Source organism: Nocardia anaemiae NBRC 100462, assembly GCF_001612725.1.
GTDB classification, from domain to species: domain Bacteria; phylum Actinomycetota; class Actinomycetes; order Mycobacteriales; family Mycobacteriaceae; genus Nocardia; species Nocardia anaemiae.
Genome location: NZ_BDAZ01000017.1, coordinates 64,532 through 77,832 on the forward strand (window position 1 = coordinate 64,532; position 13,301 = coordinate 77,832).

The 13,301-nt window shown below is 64.4% G+C and carries 13 protein-coding genes; 4 read left to right on the top strand and 9 right to left on the bottom strand.

What is annotated here, in order from left to right:
• Positions 1 to 350 precede the first annotated feature (350 nt).
• Entirely contained in the window at positions 351 to 1,850 is a 1,500-nt protein-coding gene (locus NA5_RS11315) for a hypothetical protein (RefSeq protein ID WP_062985206.1), read from the bottom strand.
• Between the two features lie 58 nt (positions 1,851 to 1,908).
• Entirely contained in the window at positions 1,909 to 2,403 is a 495-nt protein-coding gene (locus NA5_RS11320) for a winged helix-turn-helix transcriptional regulator (RefSeq protein ID WP_062984778.1), read from the bottom strand.
• Positions 2,404 to 2,506: 103 nt separating this feature from the next.
• On the opposite strand from NA5_RS11320, the gene NA5_RS11325 reads away from it, so the two are divergent.
• A complete protein-coding gene (locus NA5_RS11325; RefSeq protein WP_062984780.1) occupies positions 2,507 to 3,151 on the top strand; it encodes a dihydrofolate reductase family protein in 645 nt (214 codons plus the stop codon).
• Between the two features lie 67 nt (positions 3,152 to 3,218).
• On the opposite strand, the gene NA5_RS11330 is transcribed toward NA5_RS11325, so the two are convergent.
• The 6 genes from NA5_RS11330 to NA5_RS11355 form a co-directional block, all read right to left on the bottom strand.
• The gene (locus tag NA5_RS11330; RefSeq protein ID WP_040693519.1) at positions 3,219 to 3,422 is read right to left on the bottom strand and encodes a cold-shock protein; all 204 of its coding nucleotides are present in this window, start codon (positions 3,420 to 3,422) and stop codon (positions 3,219 to 3,221) included.
• Between the two features lie 436 nt (positions 3,423 to 3,858).
• The gene (gene iolD, locus NA5_RS11335) at positions 3,859 to 5,709 is read right to left on the bottom strand and encodes a 3D-(3,5/4)-trihydroxycyclohexane-1,2-dione acylhydrolase (decyclizing) (protein WP_062984782.1); all 1,851 of its coding nucleotides are present in this window, start codon (positions 5,707 to 5,709) and stop codon (positions 3,859 to 3,861) included.
• Positions 5,710 to 5,711: 2 nt separating this feature from the next.
• Positions 5,712 to 6,497: an ATP-binding cassette domain-containing protein gene (locus NA5_RS11340; protein ID WP_062984784.1), complete on the bottom strand. Its 786-nt coding sequence runs from the start codon at positions 6,495 to 6,497 to the stop codon at positions 5,712 to 5,714.
• Positions 6,494 to 7,546: an ABC transporter permease gene (locus tag NA5_RS11345; RefSeq protein ID WP_062985207.1), complete on the bottom strand. Its 1,053-nt coding sequence runs from the start codon at positions 7,544 to 7,546 to the stop codon at positions 6,494 to 6,496. The genes NA5_RS11340 and NA5_RS11345 overlap by 4 nt, the downstream gene beginning before the upstream one ends.
• A 13-nt stretch (positions 7,547 to 7,559) precedes the next feature.
• Positions 7,560 to 8,567, bottom strand: a complete 1,008-nt coding sequence (locus NA5_RS11350) for a sugar ABC transporter substrate-binding protein (RefSeq protein WP_157110338.1) — start codon at positions 8,565 to 8,567, stop codon at positions 7,560 to 7,562.
• A gap of 10 nt (positions 8,568 to 8,577) precedes the next feature.
• Positions 8,578 to 9,480, bottom strand: a complete 903-nt coding sequence (locus tag NA5_RS11355; RefSeq protein WP_062984788.1) for a TIM barrel protein — start codon at positions 9,478 to 9,480, stop codon at positions 8,578 to 8,580.
• A gap of 249 nt (positions 9,481 to 9,729) precedes the next feature.
• On the opposite strand from NA5_RS11355, the gene NA5_RS11360 reads away from it, so the two are divergent.
• Together NA5_RS11360 and NA5_RS11365 are read left to right on the top strand one after the other, a co-directional pair.
• Positions 9,730 to 10,734 carry a LacI family DNA-binding transcriptional regulator gene (locus tag NA5_RS11360; RefSeq protein WP_062985209.1) on the top strand — a complete coding sequence of 335 codons (1,005 nt, stop codon included), beginning with the start codon at positions 9,730 to 9,732 and terminating at the stop codon, positions 10,732 to 10,734.
• A gap of 48 nt (positions 10,735 to 10,782) precedes the next feature.
• Entirely contained in the window at positions 10,783 to 11,802 is a 1,020-nt protein-coding gene (locus tag NA5_RS11365; RefSeq protein ID WP_157110339.1) for a Gfo/Idh/MocA family protein, read from the top strand.
• Between the two features lie 290 nt (positions 11,803 to 12,092).
• On the opposite strand, the gene NA5_RS11370 is transcribed toward NA5_RS11365, so the two are convergent.
• Complete coding sequence (locus tag NA5_RS11370; RefSeq protein ID WP_062984790.1) at positions 12,093 to 12,554, bottom strand: nitroreductase/quinone reductase family protein; 462 nt, start codon at positions 12,552 to 12,554, stop codon at positions 12,093 to 12,095.
• Positions 12,555 to 12,661: 107 nt separating this feature from the next.
• Here NA5_RS11370 and NA5_RS11375 point away from each other — a divergent pair, with 107 nt between their 5' ends.
• On the top strand, positions 12,662 to 13,276 hold the full coding sequence (locus NA5_RS11375; protein WP_062984792.1) for a TetR/AcrR family transcriptional regulator: 615 nt from the start codon (positions 12,662 to 12,664) through the stop codon (positions 13,274 to 13,276).
• Positions 13,277 to 13,301: the final 25 nt, after the last annotated feature.

The window sequence follows — 13,301 nt, forward strand, 5'->3', positions numbered from 1 at the left end:
GTAATTCCTCTTCGTCGAAAATTAATCCAGTCGAACTGGCTGACACACGGCACATCGAGGGTGAAGCAAATCCAGTTACAAAATTCTGGCGGATTGTGATGCAGACTACATTTAGCATTTATGTGTGATCTGGACAACCGACCAATACACCTCCGACCAGGCGATACCGGCAAGATCTACAGGTCAAGTGCGCTTTTTGAGACTGTAATTAGCTCCGCAAAAGAAGATTTCTAAGAGATCCCTGAGAGAACACGTGAAAGCGACTGATATCTCCCCGAGATAGGGGCTGCGGTACCGGCAACTTTCGGACATAACAGACAGCGTTGCCGTCGTATGGCAAGGCAGAGATATTAGTCAGCGCGATACATCAGATACGGGCGCGCCAAGATCAACGTGGCAGCAAGCATGGCGCTACCGAAATACACCGGCAGCAGATGGACGAACGCGGTGTAGTGGATGAAGAAGTGGATCACCAGGGCGCTGGCCGAGCCTGCGACGGCGGCACCGAGCAGCGTCCACCACACCCACCTCTCGCCCTGTCGCCAACCCCACAGTCCGAGCAGCACGATCGCCACCGCCGTCGCCATCAGCGCGCCGCCGAATCCGGCGCGGTCGTGGGCGATGAACGGCAGCAGGTGCGGATTGGCGGCTTTGAGCGCGGCCGCATCGGTGTGCATAAACGCCAGATCCGTCGGCACGAAGACGAAGGTGAGTCCGACGGTCGAGATGACGACACCGCCGATGAATACGCCCACCCCGGTCGCGACCAGCAGCAGTTGCCCGACGAGCGCGCGCCGCCTGATCCGCTCGGGGCATTCCGGGGCCACCGCCCAATGCGGCGTGGTCGGCTTGCGCCACACCGCGAGCAGAAACATCGGGAACAGCACCACCGCCGCCGTGAGGTGCAGTGGCTCGACGAAGCCGATCACCAAGAAGTAGAACAGCGTCGGAAACCCGATCAGCCCGGAGAGCAGATACGCGTTGCGGGCCCAGACGCGCCCCAGTCGTATACCGCCCCAGGCCAGGCCGGTGTACAGCACGCCGATGGCGATCATATTGCCCGCCATGGTGATTCGATCGTGCTGCAGGAAATGCACCAGATGGTGGTTGATTTCGCGCAGACCGTCCACATCGGTGCCGAGGTAGTCGCGGTCGTACCAGAGCAGTACCGGGCCCAAAGTGATTGCCGCCGCGCCGATTCCGGCGACGATCATGCCGATGCCGACAAGCAGGCCCCAGCACCAGGCGGGCCAGCGGCGCGGGTCGAGCGGCACGTCGCGCAGGGTGGGCGGAGGGGGCGCGGACTGTTGTGCGGCCTCGATGACGCGGTTGAACCAGTTGGGTCCGGCGGCGATCAGTACCGCGGGTGCCGCGAGCACGACGGCGGCGGGATCGGCCAATGATGTCACCGCGGCGGCGATATCGGGTTCGGTCAAGTAGTGCCGATCGGCGGGTTCGCCGACGATGATCTGATCGACGTGCGGCTCCAGTTCCGCACCGACCTCGGGGTCGTCGACCAGCGCGATGACCCGGCACCGACGATCCAGGGCGGCCACACGCGCTGCCGCAATATCATCGCGGCCCACCGGCCCGACCTCGACGATGCCGGCGCCCTGCACCGGCAGCACCCGGATGGCGTCCCGCGCGACCTCGACCGGAACCCGCGCACCGAATCGCTCGGCCCATTCGACGGGCAACCGCGGATGGTCGAAGACGCGCCCGATCGCCCACCCGCCACCCGGCAGTGCGATCAAACCCGACAGCAACCGCAATGCCAGCACTTGCGTACGACGCTCGCCGATCAGAGCATTCGCCAACGGGCGCAACGGGTGATAAGTCCAGTCGGGCACGGCGCTCATCGTCACACATCGGGCCCGAAACGAGGGTCGCGTATATCCAGGGTCCGTTTCACGCCTCGGCGACCGCGGCGGCATAGGCGCGCGCCAACCGATCGGTGGCGTTCGGTGCATCTGGATCGGGACGTGGTATCCCGAGGTGCGACTCGCGCAGTTCGTCCATGAACTCGGCCCACAGTTGCGGTCCGCCCTGCTCGAGAAGTTCCGCGCGGACTCGCAGGCGTTTCGTGGTCGGGCGATGCCGCAGCCCCCATGCGCCCAGCTGCGCCATGATCGGCACCAGTTGGATCGCGGGCTCGGTGAGCCGGTACTCGGCCTTCTGACCGGGACGGGTGTCCTCGCGACTGAGCAATCCGGCCGCGACCAGGCGCTTGAGCCGGTCGGACAGGATATTGGACGCGATTCCCTCCTCCGACCCGGCCAGCAGTTCGCGGAAGTGGCGGCGATTGCCGAACATCACATCGCGCAGCACCAGCAGGGTCCACCGATCGCCGATCACCTCGATGGTCGCGTTGATCGGGCAGCCCGAACGTCCTTCGTCGCGCATGCGGCACTCCTTCCGTCGACATTGCTGCTTGCATTCTACAACCAGTTGCATTTAGGCTGTGCCAAGCGATTGCAAAATGCAAGCAGATTAGAAAGAGGGCATCATGGCCAAGTTGCGCGTACACAACATCGCGATCTCACTCGACGGCTACATCGCCGGACCGAATCAGGGACCGGAGAATCCACTCGGCGAGGGTGGGCTGCGGCTGCACGATTGGGTGTGGGCCACGCGCTACGCGCACCAGATGGACGGCGCGGACACCGGCGAGACCGGCGTGGACAACGATTTCATGGTCGCGGGCGATGCCGGAATCGGTGCAACCATCATGGGGCGCAACATGTTCGGCCCGATCCGCGGCCCCTGGGCCGACCACGAATGGAAGGGTTGGTGGGGCGACAACCCGCCCTACCACCACGACACCTTTGTGATGACCCATCACCCACGGCCGTCGCTGCCGATGACGGGCGGCACGACGTTCCATTTCGTGAACGAAACGCCGGAAGAGGTTCTGCGCCAAGCATTCAAGGCCGCGGATGGTCAGGATGTGCGGCTCGCGGGCGGCTCATCGGCGATCCGGCAGTTCCTGCGCGCGGGCCTGGTGGACGAGATGCATCTCGCGGTCGTACCGATTCTGCTCGGCGCGGGCGCGCGGCTCTACGACGATCTCGGCACGCTGGCGGGCTACGAGATCAGCTCGGTGGTGCAGTCCCCCGCGGTCACCCACGTGACCTTTACCAAGAGCGCCTGAATATCCCCCGAAAACGACGAGAGGCCCGCACCCCCTGCCGGGTGCGAGCCTCCTAAGTCACGCTGAATCAGATAGCGCGGACGTCCTGGGCCTGCGGACCCTTCTGGCCCTGGCCGATCTCGAACTCCACGCGCTGGCCCTCTTCGAGGGACCGGAAACCCGAGCCGGAAACGGCCGAGTAATGCACGAAGACGTCAGGGCCGCCTCCGTCTTGAGCGATAAAGCCGAAGCCCTTCTCGCTGTTGAACCACTTCACACTGCCTTGAGCCATGTTCTTTACTTCTTACTTCCTGTTGATGAGCCGGGCAGATCACTTCGATGAGCCCGATCTCGCGATCAACAATGCCATCATCCGACGAATTAGGCCACATCCAGCAGTGGTAACTGTGAGCAAGCCGACGTTCGCGCAGCGCTGTGGTCGCCGACGCAACATCGGTTGCGAAGGCCTGGCTACCCCGATCGTCAGAGGGTCGCGCAGCGCAGACTGCCCGGTCAGCGCACACTTTCGGCTACCGATACGGCCGCGGCCCAAATGCCAGCAACCATGCTTGACACCGGCTTCGCACCGGAACTGAGAATTCGCAAAGAAAATACGACAGTTCGGGCTCGGATGTGCACTAAGCGGTCGGTTTTCAGTTATGTGACCGTGACCAAGTGTGCCATGCGATCGTCATATTGTTGGAATTTCCAGTCCGCGCCGCGAACGGCTAGTCCGCTGATTCGGCCCTGTTCAGGTAACGCACCTGCGTCGCTTTGGCCTCGTCGTATGCCGCGCGGCCCGCCAGGTGTTCGGGCACGCCGATCTCCCACCATGCGCCCGCATCGGTCCAGGCGGACGGCTGGGTGCGCACGACCACGACGGCCGGACGGGACTCGCTCATGGCCGCCGCCCGCGCCCGCGCGTACGCGCCGCGGAACTCGGTCAGGTCGGTCGCGGTGAAAACCGCGCAGCCCAATGACCTTGCGTGGCTGGCGAAGTCGGCACGGGGCGGTCGTGCGTGGTTGGTGCGGCAGTCGGCGTAGAAGTTGTTGAAGGGGTCGCCGCCCTGTCCCTCCTGGAGCCGGGCGATGACCGCGTAGCCGTCGTTGTCACAGACGACCGCGACGAACCGGTGGCCGGCGAAGGCAGCGGAGAACAGCTCGGAGTTGAGCATCAGATAGGAGCCGTCGCCGAGCAGGGTGGTGACCAGGCCGTGCACATGCGCCATGGCCGCGCCCCAAGCACCCGCGAGTTCATAACCCATGCAGGAGAATCCGTACTCTACGTCCATGGTCGGCACGGTGCCGGTGGCCCGCCAGCCGCCGATCAGCTCGCCGGGCATACCGCCCGACGCGGTCATGACATAGTCGTCCGGTGCGCTCAATTCGTTGACGACGCCGACGATTTGGGCGTAGCTCGGCATACCCGGTGTCGGAGCGCGCAGCTTGTCGATGTGGGTGTCCCAGGTGCTGCGGAGCCCTTCCGCACAGTCGGACCATTCGGCGTCGACCCGCCAATTGGCCAGCAGCGCAGCCAATTCCCGCACGGTCGCGTCGGCGTCGCCCACGACCGCGAGCGCTCCGTGCTTCACCGCGTCGAAACGGGCGGTGTTGATGGTGATCAGCCGGACTTCCGGCGCGAAGACGGTCCAGGAGGCCGTGGTGAAGTCCTGCAGTCTGGTGCCGATCGCCAACACCAGATCCGACTGTGCCGCAGCGGCATTGGCCGACGCGGAGCCGGTTATGCCGAGTGGACCGGCATACAACTGGTGGTCGTGCGGTACCAGCGTGCGGCCCGCCGTCGTTTCGGTTATCGGAATACCGTGCCGCTCGGCGAACTCGAGTACCAGCCGAGCCGCACCCGAATAGCGCACACCGCCACCGAGAACCAGCAGCGGACGTCGCGCCGAGCGCAGTGCCCGCGCTGCCTCGGCCAGCACCCGAGAGTCGGGGCGCGCACGAGTGATTCGGTGCACGACCGGCTCGAAAAGCGCCTCGGGGAAGTCGTAGGTCTCGGCTTGGACGTCCTGTGGCAATGCCAACGTCACCGGTCCCACATCGGCCGCATCGGTCATTATCCGGGCCGCTTGCGGCAGGGTAGCGATGAGTTGTTCCGGGCGGGTGATGCGATCGAAGTAGCGACTCACCGCGCGGAACGCATCATTGACGGTAATGGTCGGGTCACCGAAGTGTTCGACCTGCTGCAGTACCGGATCCGGCGCACGGCTGGTGAAGGTATCCCCCGGAAGCAGCAGCAGCGGAAGACGATTCGCATGCGCCACTCCGGCTGCGGTGACCATATTCAGTGCGCCGGGACCGATCGAGGACGTCGCGATTCCGACCTGACGGCGGTGGGTGGCCTTGGCCAGGCCGATGGCCGCGAGCGCCATTCCCTGCTCGGTATGCCCACGCCAGACCGGGATCTCATCGCGCCGCTCGGACAATGCGGTGCCGAGGCCGAGCACATTGCCGTGCCCGAATATCGCGAAAGCCGCCGGGAACAGCGGTACTTCACGACCATCGAAGGTCTCCGAATGCTGGGCGACCAGCCAGCCGACGAGTGCCTGCGCCGTTGTCATCCTCACGGCGTCACCACGCGCTGCAATTCGTGCTGCAATGCGTCCAATTCGGCGCCACCGGCCATTTGCCTTGTCAGCTCGGGCACGTCGATCTCCGATTTCTCGTACGAGCCGAGCATCGCACCGCGTTTGAGCAGGAGGAAGCGGTCACCGACCGGATAGGCGTGGTGTGGGTTGTGGGTGATCAGAATGACGCCGAGCCCTCGATCCCTGGCCTGCACAACGTATTGCAGTACGACACCGGCCTGTTTGACGCCCAGGGCGGCGGTCGGTTCGTCGAGGATGAGCACCTTGGCTCCATAGTGCACCGCCCTGGCGATCGCGATGCACTGGCGTTGTCCGCCCGACAGCGTGCCCACCGGCTGTTCCATATCGCGGATCTCGATCCCCATGTCCGTCAGTGCCTCTCGGGCGATATCGCGGCCCCTGCGACGGTCGAGCAGCCGCAGCGGACCGTAACCGACAGTAGGCTCGGAGCCCAGTACGAAGTTGCGCCAGACACTCATCAGCGGAACCACGGCGAGATCCTGGTATACGGTCGCGATGCCATGGTCCAAAGCCTCGCGGGGCGAGGACAATCGGGTCGGCTGGCCGTCCAGCTTCAGTTCACCGCGATCGTGCTGGTGCACCCCGGCGAGAATCTTGATCAGGGTCGATTTGCCCGCACCGTTGTCGCCCAGGATGCAGGTGACCTGTCCGGCATTCACCAGGGTCGACACATCACGCAGCGCGACGACACCGCCATAGCTCTTGCCGATATCGATCGCTTCGATCAGTGGTGGCGTCATCGGCGTACCCTTTCGGCTCGCTTCTTGAATACGTTGTTGACCAACACCGCGGCCAGCAGCAGTACGCCGAGGAACAGCATGAACCAATCGCTGTCCCACCCGGCGAAAACGATGCCCTGTCGCGCCATGCCGAAGATCAGCGCACCGATGGCGGCGCCGACCGCCGAGCCGAATCCGCCGGTGAGCAGACAGCCACCGACCACGGCCGCGATGATGTAGTGCAGTTCCAGACCAACTCCCTGATTCGCCTGCACGCTGGAGAACCGCAGGATGCTGCAGGATCCGACGACCCACCCCGCGAAGGCGGTGGTCATGAAGAGCAGGATCTTCGTGCGATCGGCGGGGACGCCGACGGCCCGCGCGCTCGGCAGCGCACCGCCCACCGCGAAGATCCAATTGCCGAACCTGGTGCGTACCAACACAAGTGCGGCGATGGCGGTGAGCACCACCCACCAGAGGACCGATGCCTGCAGGTGCGTATCGCCGATATCCAATGTCGAGGCGAAGACCCAACCGGCCGAGTTGTATCCGTCGGCGCCTCGAATGCCCGAGACCTGAACTGTTCCCGTAACCAATCGGGTCACACCGAGGTTGAGGCCTTGCAGCGCAAGGAAAGTGCCGAGGGTGACGATGAAACTCGGTAGCCCCGTTCGCATCACGAGCCAGCCGTTGAAGGCGCCGACCGCGAGCGCGAAGAGCAGCGAAACCAGCAGCGCGAGCCAGACATTCCAACCCGCGTGCACCGCCAGCAATGCGGTGACCAGTGCGGTGGAGGCAGTCATGACACCGGCCGAGAGGTCGAATTCGCCGCCGATCATCAGCAGCGCGACCGCGACCGCCATGATGCCCAGCGTCGACGAATCGTCGAGCCAGGTCGCGACACCGAGTGAGCTGAGGAAGCGGTCGGTGATGATCGAGAAGAATACGAAGACGAGTGCGGCACCGAGCAATGCGCCGATCTCCGGTCGCACGACCATTCGCTGCAGCAGCGACGGTCCGTCCGGCGGAGTGTTCGGACTGACCTCGGAAGTTTTTGTGGCAACGGTCATTTCATCCACTCCCTCAGCGCATGCCCAGTGCCACGCGGGCCGCGACGGCTTCGACATTGTTCTTGTCGACGAAGGCGGGACCCGTCTGCACCGGTGCACCACCACCGACCGAGTTCAGATTCGTCCGATAAAGCTGCAGCAATACGATCGGCAGATAGCCCTGCTCGTACTGCTGTTGGTCCACGGCGAACAGCAGCTTCCCGGCCCGAATGGCCTCGACCACATCGGTATTCAGGTCGAAGGTAGCTACTGTCGCCGACGACTGCGATTCCTTCACCCCGTCCACCGCACGGGCGGCGACCTGCGAATTCAGTGTGAGCACGGCGTCGATGGACCTATCCGCCTCCAAAGCGCCCTTGATGCGGGACTGGGCATCGGTGGGATTGTTGATATCCACCTGCAGTGTGGTGCCATTGCCGAAGGCCTTGGTCGCGCCGTCACAGCGCTGGTTGGCACCGATATTGCCTGCCTCGTGGATCACGCACAGCAGCTTCTTGCGGCCCGCGTCGGCGAGGCGCTTACCCGCGGACTGCCCGGCCAGCGTTTCGCTCTGTCCCACATGGCCGATCGCGCCGAACTTTGCGCTCTCGCTCTCGCCGGAGTTGATGGTCACCACCGGAATGCCCGCGGCAACAGCCTTTTCGATCGAGGGGCGCAAAGCTTCAGGGTTCGCCATTGATACTACGAGACCGTCCACGCCCTGTGCGACCGCGTTATCGATGAGTTTGGCCTGCTGGCCCGGATCGCCCGAGGAGTTGTATTCGACGCGGACACCGAGATCCTTGCCAGCCGACTCCGCGCCGTTCTTGACGACATTCCAGAAGGCGTCGCCGGGGCTACCGTGCGTCACCACTGCGACCGAACCCAATTTGCCATGGACTACCGGAGATTGAGTCGGCGCGGCAACATCCGCGCCCGGACCCGTACACGCGGCGAGGAGGGTGGCCGCGGCCAGCCACGGCAGCACGCGGCGGGATCGCCGCCACCATGGCGTGCCTATCTCGAGCGACATCGTTGTCATCACTTCCCATCTAGATTCGAACTGAGCCGAGCGCGGAAGCTATGCCCGCAAGGTGGATCAGACTGCGGGCGGCGTCGCGGCTCGACCGTTGCGCCGAATCGTCGGGGCGCAATGCCGTGTCCTGTTCGATGACATACCAGCCGCGGTAACCTGCGGCGTGCACGCTGCGCACCAGGGCCTCGATGTCGATATCGCCGTCGCCGAGCGAAACGTAGATGCCGTGGCGGACGGCGTCGCTGTATTCCATTGCGCCGCTGCGCACTTGAGCGGCTATCGTCTTGCGCACATCCTTGAGATGGATATGTCCGATGCGATCCGGATAGCGCTGGGCGAGACGCACCGGGTCGGTGCCGCCGATGAGCAGATGGCCGGTATCCAGGCACAGGTCCAGATCGGAATCGGTGAGGAACCTCTCGACTTCGGCTTTGTTCTCGACGTAGGTGCCGGCGTGGGGGTGCAAGGTGGTGCGCAATCCGAATTCGGCGGCGACATCCCGGATGGCGGCGGCGGTTTCGATCAGCGTCCGCCATTCTTCGCCGGAAAGTGCTGGGCGCGTGTCATATCCGTCGAGTCCGGTCGCGGCTGCGAGGACGATCACCTCCGCACCCGTCGCCGCGAAAAGCGCGGCGTTCTCGCGTGCGGTCTCGATCGCCTGTTCCGGGTCGCGGTGCAATGCGAGGGCGAGGAAGCCACCAACCGAGGCTATGTCGAAATCGTCGAGCAGCGAGCGTAATTCGGCTGGATTCCGCGGTAGATAGCCGGGCGGACCCAATTCCGTCGCGGAGATGCCGAGGGCGGCCATCTCGGCGAGGACGGTCCGCGCGTCGAGCACGTGACCCCAGCCGGGAACTTCGCAGACGCCCCAGGAGATCGGCGCGGCCGCGATGCGCAGTGGATAGCGAGGTTCGGTCATCCGGGCTCTCCGACCTTCGGTGTCGATCTGGCGCTATTGGAGCGCTCCAACTATGTAACGTGGGTCATAGTGTGTCAAGTACTGCATCGGTCGCTGTTTTATCGCTGCTACCAGCGAAATTACCGCTTCCAGCGGAAATACCCGGCGCTCGTGATGAGAAAAATGTCGGATTAGAGCGCTCTATTGAACTGAGCACGCCGACCTTGTAACGTCCCGTCACGGCAGGAGCACATGCGGAACGGAGGCGATATGGCGCGACCGACCATGGAGGACGTCGCCGCCCGCGCCGGGGTATCCCGCGCGCTGGTCTCCCTGGTCATGCGCAACTCCCCCAAGGTCAGCGAACATCGTCGTCGCGCGGTGCTCGCAGCCGCGAAGGAGCTCGGATATCAGCCGCACATCATGGCGCGGTCGCTGGCCAGCCGTACCTCGAACATTATCGGCGTCATGGTCTCCGACCTGCGCAATGCGTTCTTCGCCGACGTGGTGGAGGGCATGGACGCGGCCGCGCAGGACGCAGGGCTGGAGCTGATCCTCAATACCGGACGGCGCAGTGCCGCCCGCGAGCGGACCGCGCTGGAGAGCCTGCTGTCCTTCCGCCCCGGCGGCGTCATCCTGCTCTCGCCCGTACTGCCGGTGGCGGCCATTCGCGATGCCGCCGAGAAGTGTCCGATCGTGCTCATTTCGCGCAGCTCCAACATTGCGGACGTCGATACCGTCAATGACGACGGCGAGATCGGCGCCGCGCTTGCCGTCGATCATCTGGTCTCGCTCGGCCACCGCCGGATCGTGCATCTCGACGGCGGCGGGGCCTTCACCTCGGCCGCACGCCGTCGCGGCTACCGCAGCGCGATGGCGCGAAATGGGTTGGAGCCCATGACCATCACCAGCGAGCACACCGACTCGGCGGGAATCTCAGCGGTCCACAAGCTACTGAACCTGTTCTCCCCTGACAACTTTCCCACCGCACTGGTGTGCGGCAACGACTTCAACGCGGTCGGCGCGATGTCGGCGCTGGAAGATGCCGGACTCTCAGTGCCGCACGATGTTTCGGTCGTCGGCTACGACAACACGTCGCTGGCGGCGCTGCGCCATGTCTCCCTGACCACCATCGATCAACCACGAATTCAGATGGGCCGCTTGGCAATCGAGGCGCTCATCGAACGACTGCGCGATGGCCGTGCCGAACCGGTACGCCGCCGACTGGAACCTTCATTGGTCGTCCGTGCGACGACCGCGGCACCGCGCAACTGACCCGTTTCGACACCACCGCTGGTTCGTGTTTCACTAGGAGGAGAGCCGATGACATCAGCACACACCGTCACGCTGGGCGTGGCAGGCACCGGCCGTATCGGTACCTTCCATGCCGAAACACTGAAGCATCTGCCCGGTGTCGAGGCCGTCATCGTCGCGGACGCCGCCGCCGAACGCGCCCACGCCGCCGCCACCAAACTCGGCGTGCAAGCCGTCCCCGACATCGACGCGCTCTTCGCCGCCCCACTCGACGGCCTGATCATCGCCACCGCCACCGACGCCCACCCCGAACTCATCACCCGTGCCGTCGACGCGGGCATCCCCGTCTTTTGCGAAAAGCCGGTAGCCGCCGATATCCAAGGCACCCGCGAAGTCATCGCCCGCCTCGAAAACTCCACCGTCCCAGTCCAAATCGGCTTCCAACGCCGCTTCGACACCGGCTATCGCGCCGCCCGCGATGCCATCGCCTCCGGTTCCCTCGGTTGGCTGCACACCTTGCGTGCGACCACGCTGGACCCTGCGCCACCGCCTGCCGAATACATTGGACGTTCCGGCGGGTTGTTCCGCGACTGCGGGGTCCATGATTTCGACATAATCCGCTGGGTGACCGGCCGCGAAGTAGTCGAGGTCTACGCCACCGGCGCCAACCGAGGCGCCCAATTCTTCACCGACGCCGGGGATTCAGACACCGCCGCAGTCCTGCTCCGCTTGGATGACGACACCCTGGCGACTGTCTCCCTCGGCCGTTACAACGGTGCGGGTTACGACGTCCGACTGGAGGCGCTGGGCTCCCTCGGGAACGCCATAGTCGGGCTGGACGACCGAGCACCTCTCACCTCAGTCGAACCTGGCTACGCGCCTTCAGGTCTACCCGCCTACCCTGGATTCATGGAACGCTTCCGTCGGGCGTACACCGACGAACTCGCCGCGTTCCTATCCGTAGTAACCGGCGACCTCGAAAACCCCTGCGCCCCATCTGACGCCCTAGCAGCCTTCTGCATCGCCGAAGCCTGCGAACTCTCACGGCGCGAAGGCCGCCCGGTCGCAGTAGCCGAAGTCAGCCGGTGAACTTCAAACCCGGGTCACCTCCTTGCACGCAATATCGCCCGTAGTTCGTCGGGGTGCAGCCATCGACGTCGGCGATGAATCATCCGGTGGCAGTTCGAGCAGAGCAGGATCAGATCGGATAGGTTTGTGGCCGTCTCGCCTGGCCAGGTGCATCTCGACCGGCGACTGCAGGAAATCTTCCAAGACCTCTTTGTCCGAGTTCGACCCGCGATGAATCGTTGCCAGGGGCTGACTTCAGCCTGTGACAAATCCGGTCGGCTCGGAAACACATCGGTCGCGATGCGGCTCGGTCACAGGGGGTGGAGGCGGACTATGGCGGTGCCGCGGGATAGGGCGGTGCGAAGGGAGGGGAGGTTTACCGTGCCGTCTGGGTCTAGGTGGATTTTGGCGAAGCGGCCGTGGGCTGGGTTTTGGGCGAGGATTTCGCGGTAGAGGGTGGCGGCTCGCGTTTCGTCGGTGATGACTTCGTGGGTCGCTTGGATGTGGCTGCCGCGCAGGAGGATTCGGACGGGGGTGTTGGGGATGAGGTTGTGTCGCCAGGTGGCGGCGGTGCCGATGAGGAGGTGGCCTTCGTGTTCGGCGTAGCCGACGGGGTTGGCGTATTCGCGGCCGGTTTTGCGGCCGGAGACGGTGATGATGAGGAGCTTCTTGCTGAGCAGGGGGTGCAGTGGGGAGCGGAGGATGAAGCGGACGACGGCGTCGCCGGTGCGTTGGATGCGGGACTGGGTGGTGCGGGTTTTGCTGCTGGTCATGGGGTGGCTCCGATGATCGGATAATTACTGAGTTTATACTCAGAAAATACGTCCGTGTGGGGCATGCTGCAAGGGTTGATCGGTGCGGAGCGGAGGTTGCGGTGGCTATGGCTGCGGATGGTGCGCGTGGGCAGCGCGGGCGACCGTCGACGGGGGTGCGGGAGTCGATTGCAGTTGCGGCGCAGGAGATTTTGGTTGAGGCCGGGTTGGCTCGGTTGTCCACGAAGGAGGTTGCGAAGCGGGCGGGGGTGGCCGAGTCGAGCATCTTTTATCACTTCGGCGATCGAATGGGGCTGTTGCAGGCGGTGATTCAGCGGCATTTGCGGCCGGTGAAGGATGTGCTCGGGGAGGTCGAGGAGGAGCCGGAGCTGCGGGCGGGGCTGGTGACGCTTGTCGAGGCGTTGGAGGAGTTCTTCGTGGATGCTATTCCGGTGATGGCTGCGGTGCAGTCGGATGTGGAGTTGCGTGCGAAGTTCGCGCAGCGCAGTCGGGAGTTGGATATCGGGCCGCATCGTGCGGTCGACGCCGTGGTCGCACACCTGTCGATGCCGCACGCCGACCGGCGCGTGCCCGAATCGGTAGATCTACGAGCTGCCGCTTTACTACTGGTCGGTGCTGCGCATCAGCGGGCGCTGCAACGTCAGCTGAGTCCGCCTGATGTGATCGCGGGACTGCCGACAATCGAATCCGTTGTCGATACGGTTATGCCGATCTTTGACTGATACCGTCGAGCGCAGTCGCGCAGGC

Coding starts and splice junctions, on each gene's coding strand:
- NA5_RS11360 (WP_062985209.1), top strand. CDS start 9,730: ATGGCGCGACCGACCATGGAGGACGTCGCCGCCCGCGCCGGGGTATCC.
- NA5_RS11350 (WP_157110338.1), bottom strand. CDS start 8,567: ATGACAACGATGTCGCTCGAGATAGGCACGCCATGGTGGCGGCGATCC.
- NA5_RS11330 (WP_040693519.1), bottom strand. CDS start 3,422: ATGGCTCAAGGCAGTGTGAAGTGGTTCAACAGCGAGAAGGGCTTCGGC.
- NA5_RS11320 (WP_062984778.1), bottom strand. CDS start 2,403: ATGCGCGACGAAGGACGTTCGGGCTGCCCGATCAACGCGACCATCGAG.
- iolD (WP_062984782.1), bottom strand. CDS start 5,709: ATGACAACGGCGCAGGCACTCGTCGGCTGGCTGGTCGCCCAGCATTCG.
- NA5_RS11365 (WP_157110339.1), top strand. CDS start 10,783: ATGACATCAGCACACACCGTCACGCTGGGCGTGGCAGGCACCGGCCGT.
- NA5_RS11355 (WP_062984788.1), bottom strand. CDS start 9,480: ATGACCGAACCTCGCTATCCACTGCGCATCGCGGCCGCGCCGATCTCC.
- NA5_RS11325 (WP_062984780.1), top strand. CDS start 2,507: ATGGCCAAGTTGCGCGTACACAACATCGCGATCTCACTCGACGGCTAC.
- NA5_RS11345 (WP_062985207.1), bottom strand. CDS start 7,546: ATGACCGTTGCCACAAAAACTTCCGAGGTCAGTCCGAACACTCCGCCG.
- NA5_RS11375 (WP_062984792.1), top strand. CDS start 12,662: ATGGCTGCGGATGGTGCGCGTGGGCAGCGCGGGCGACCGTCGACGGGG.
- NA5_RS11340 (WP_062984784.1), bottom strand. CDS start 6,497: ATGACGCCACCACTGATCGAAGCGATCGATATCGGCAAGAGCTATGGC.
- NA5_RS11370 (WP_062984790.1), bottom strand. CDS start 12,554: ATGACCAGCAGCAAAACCCGCACCACCCAGTCCCGCATCCAACGCACC.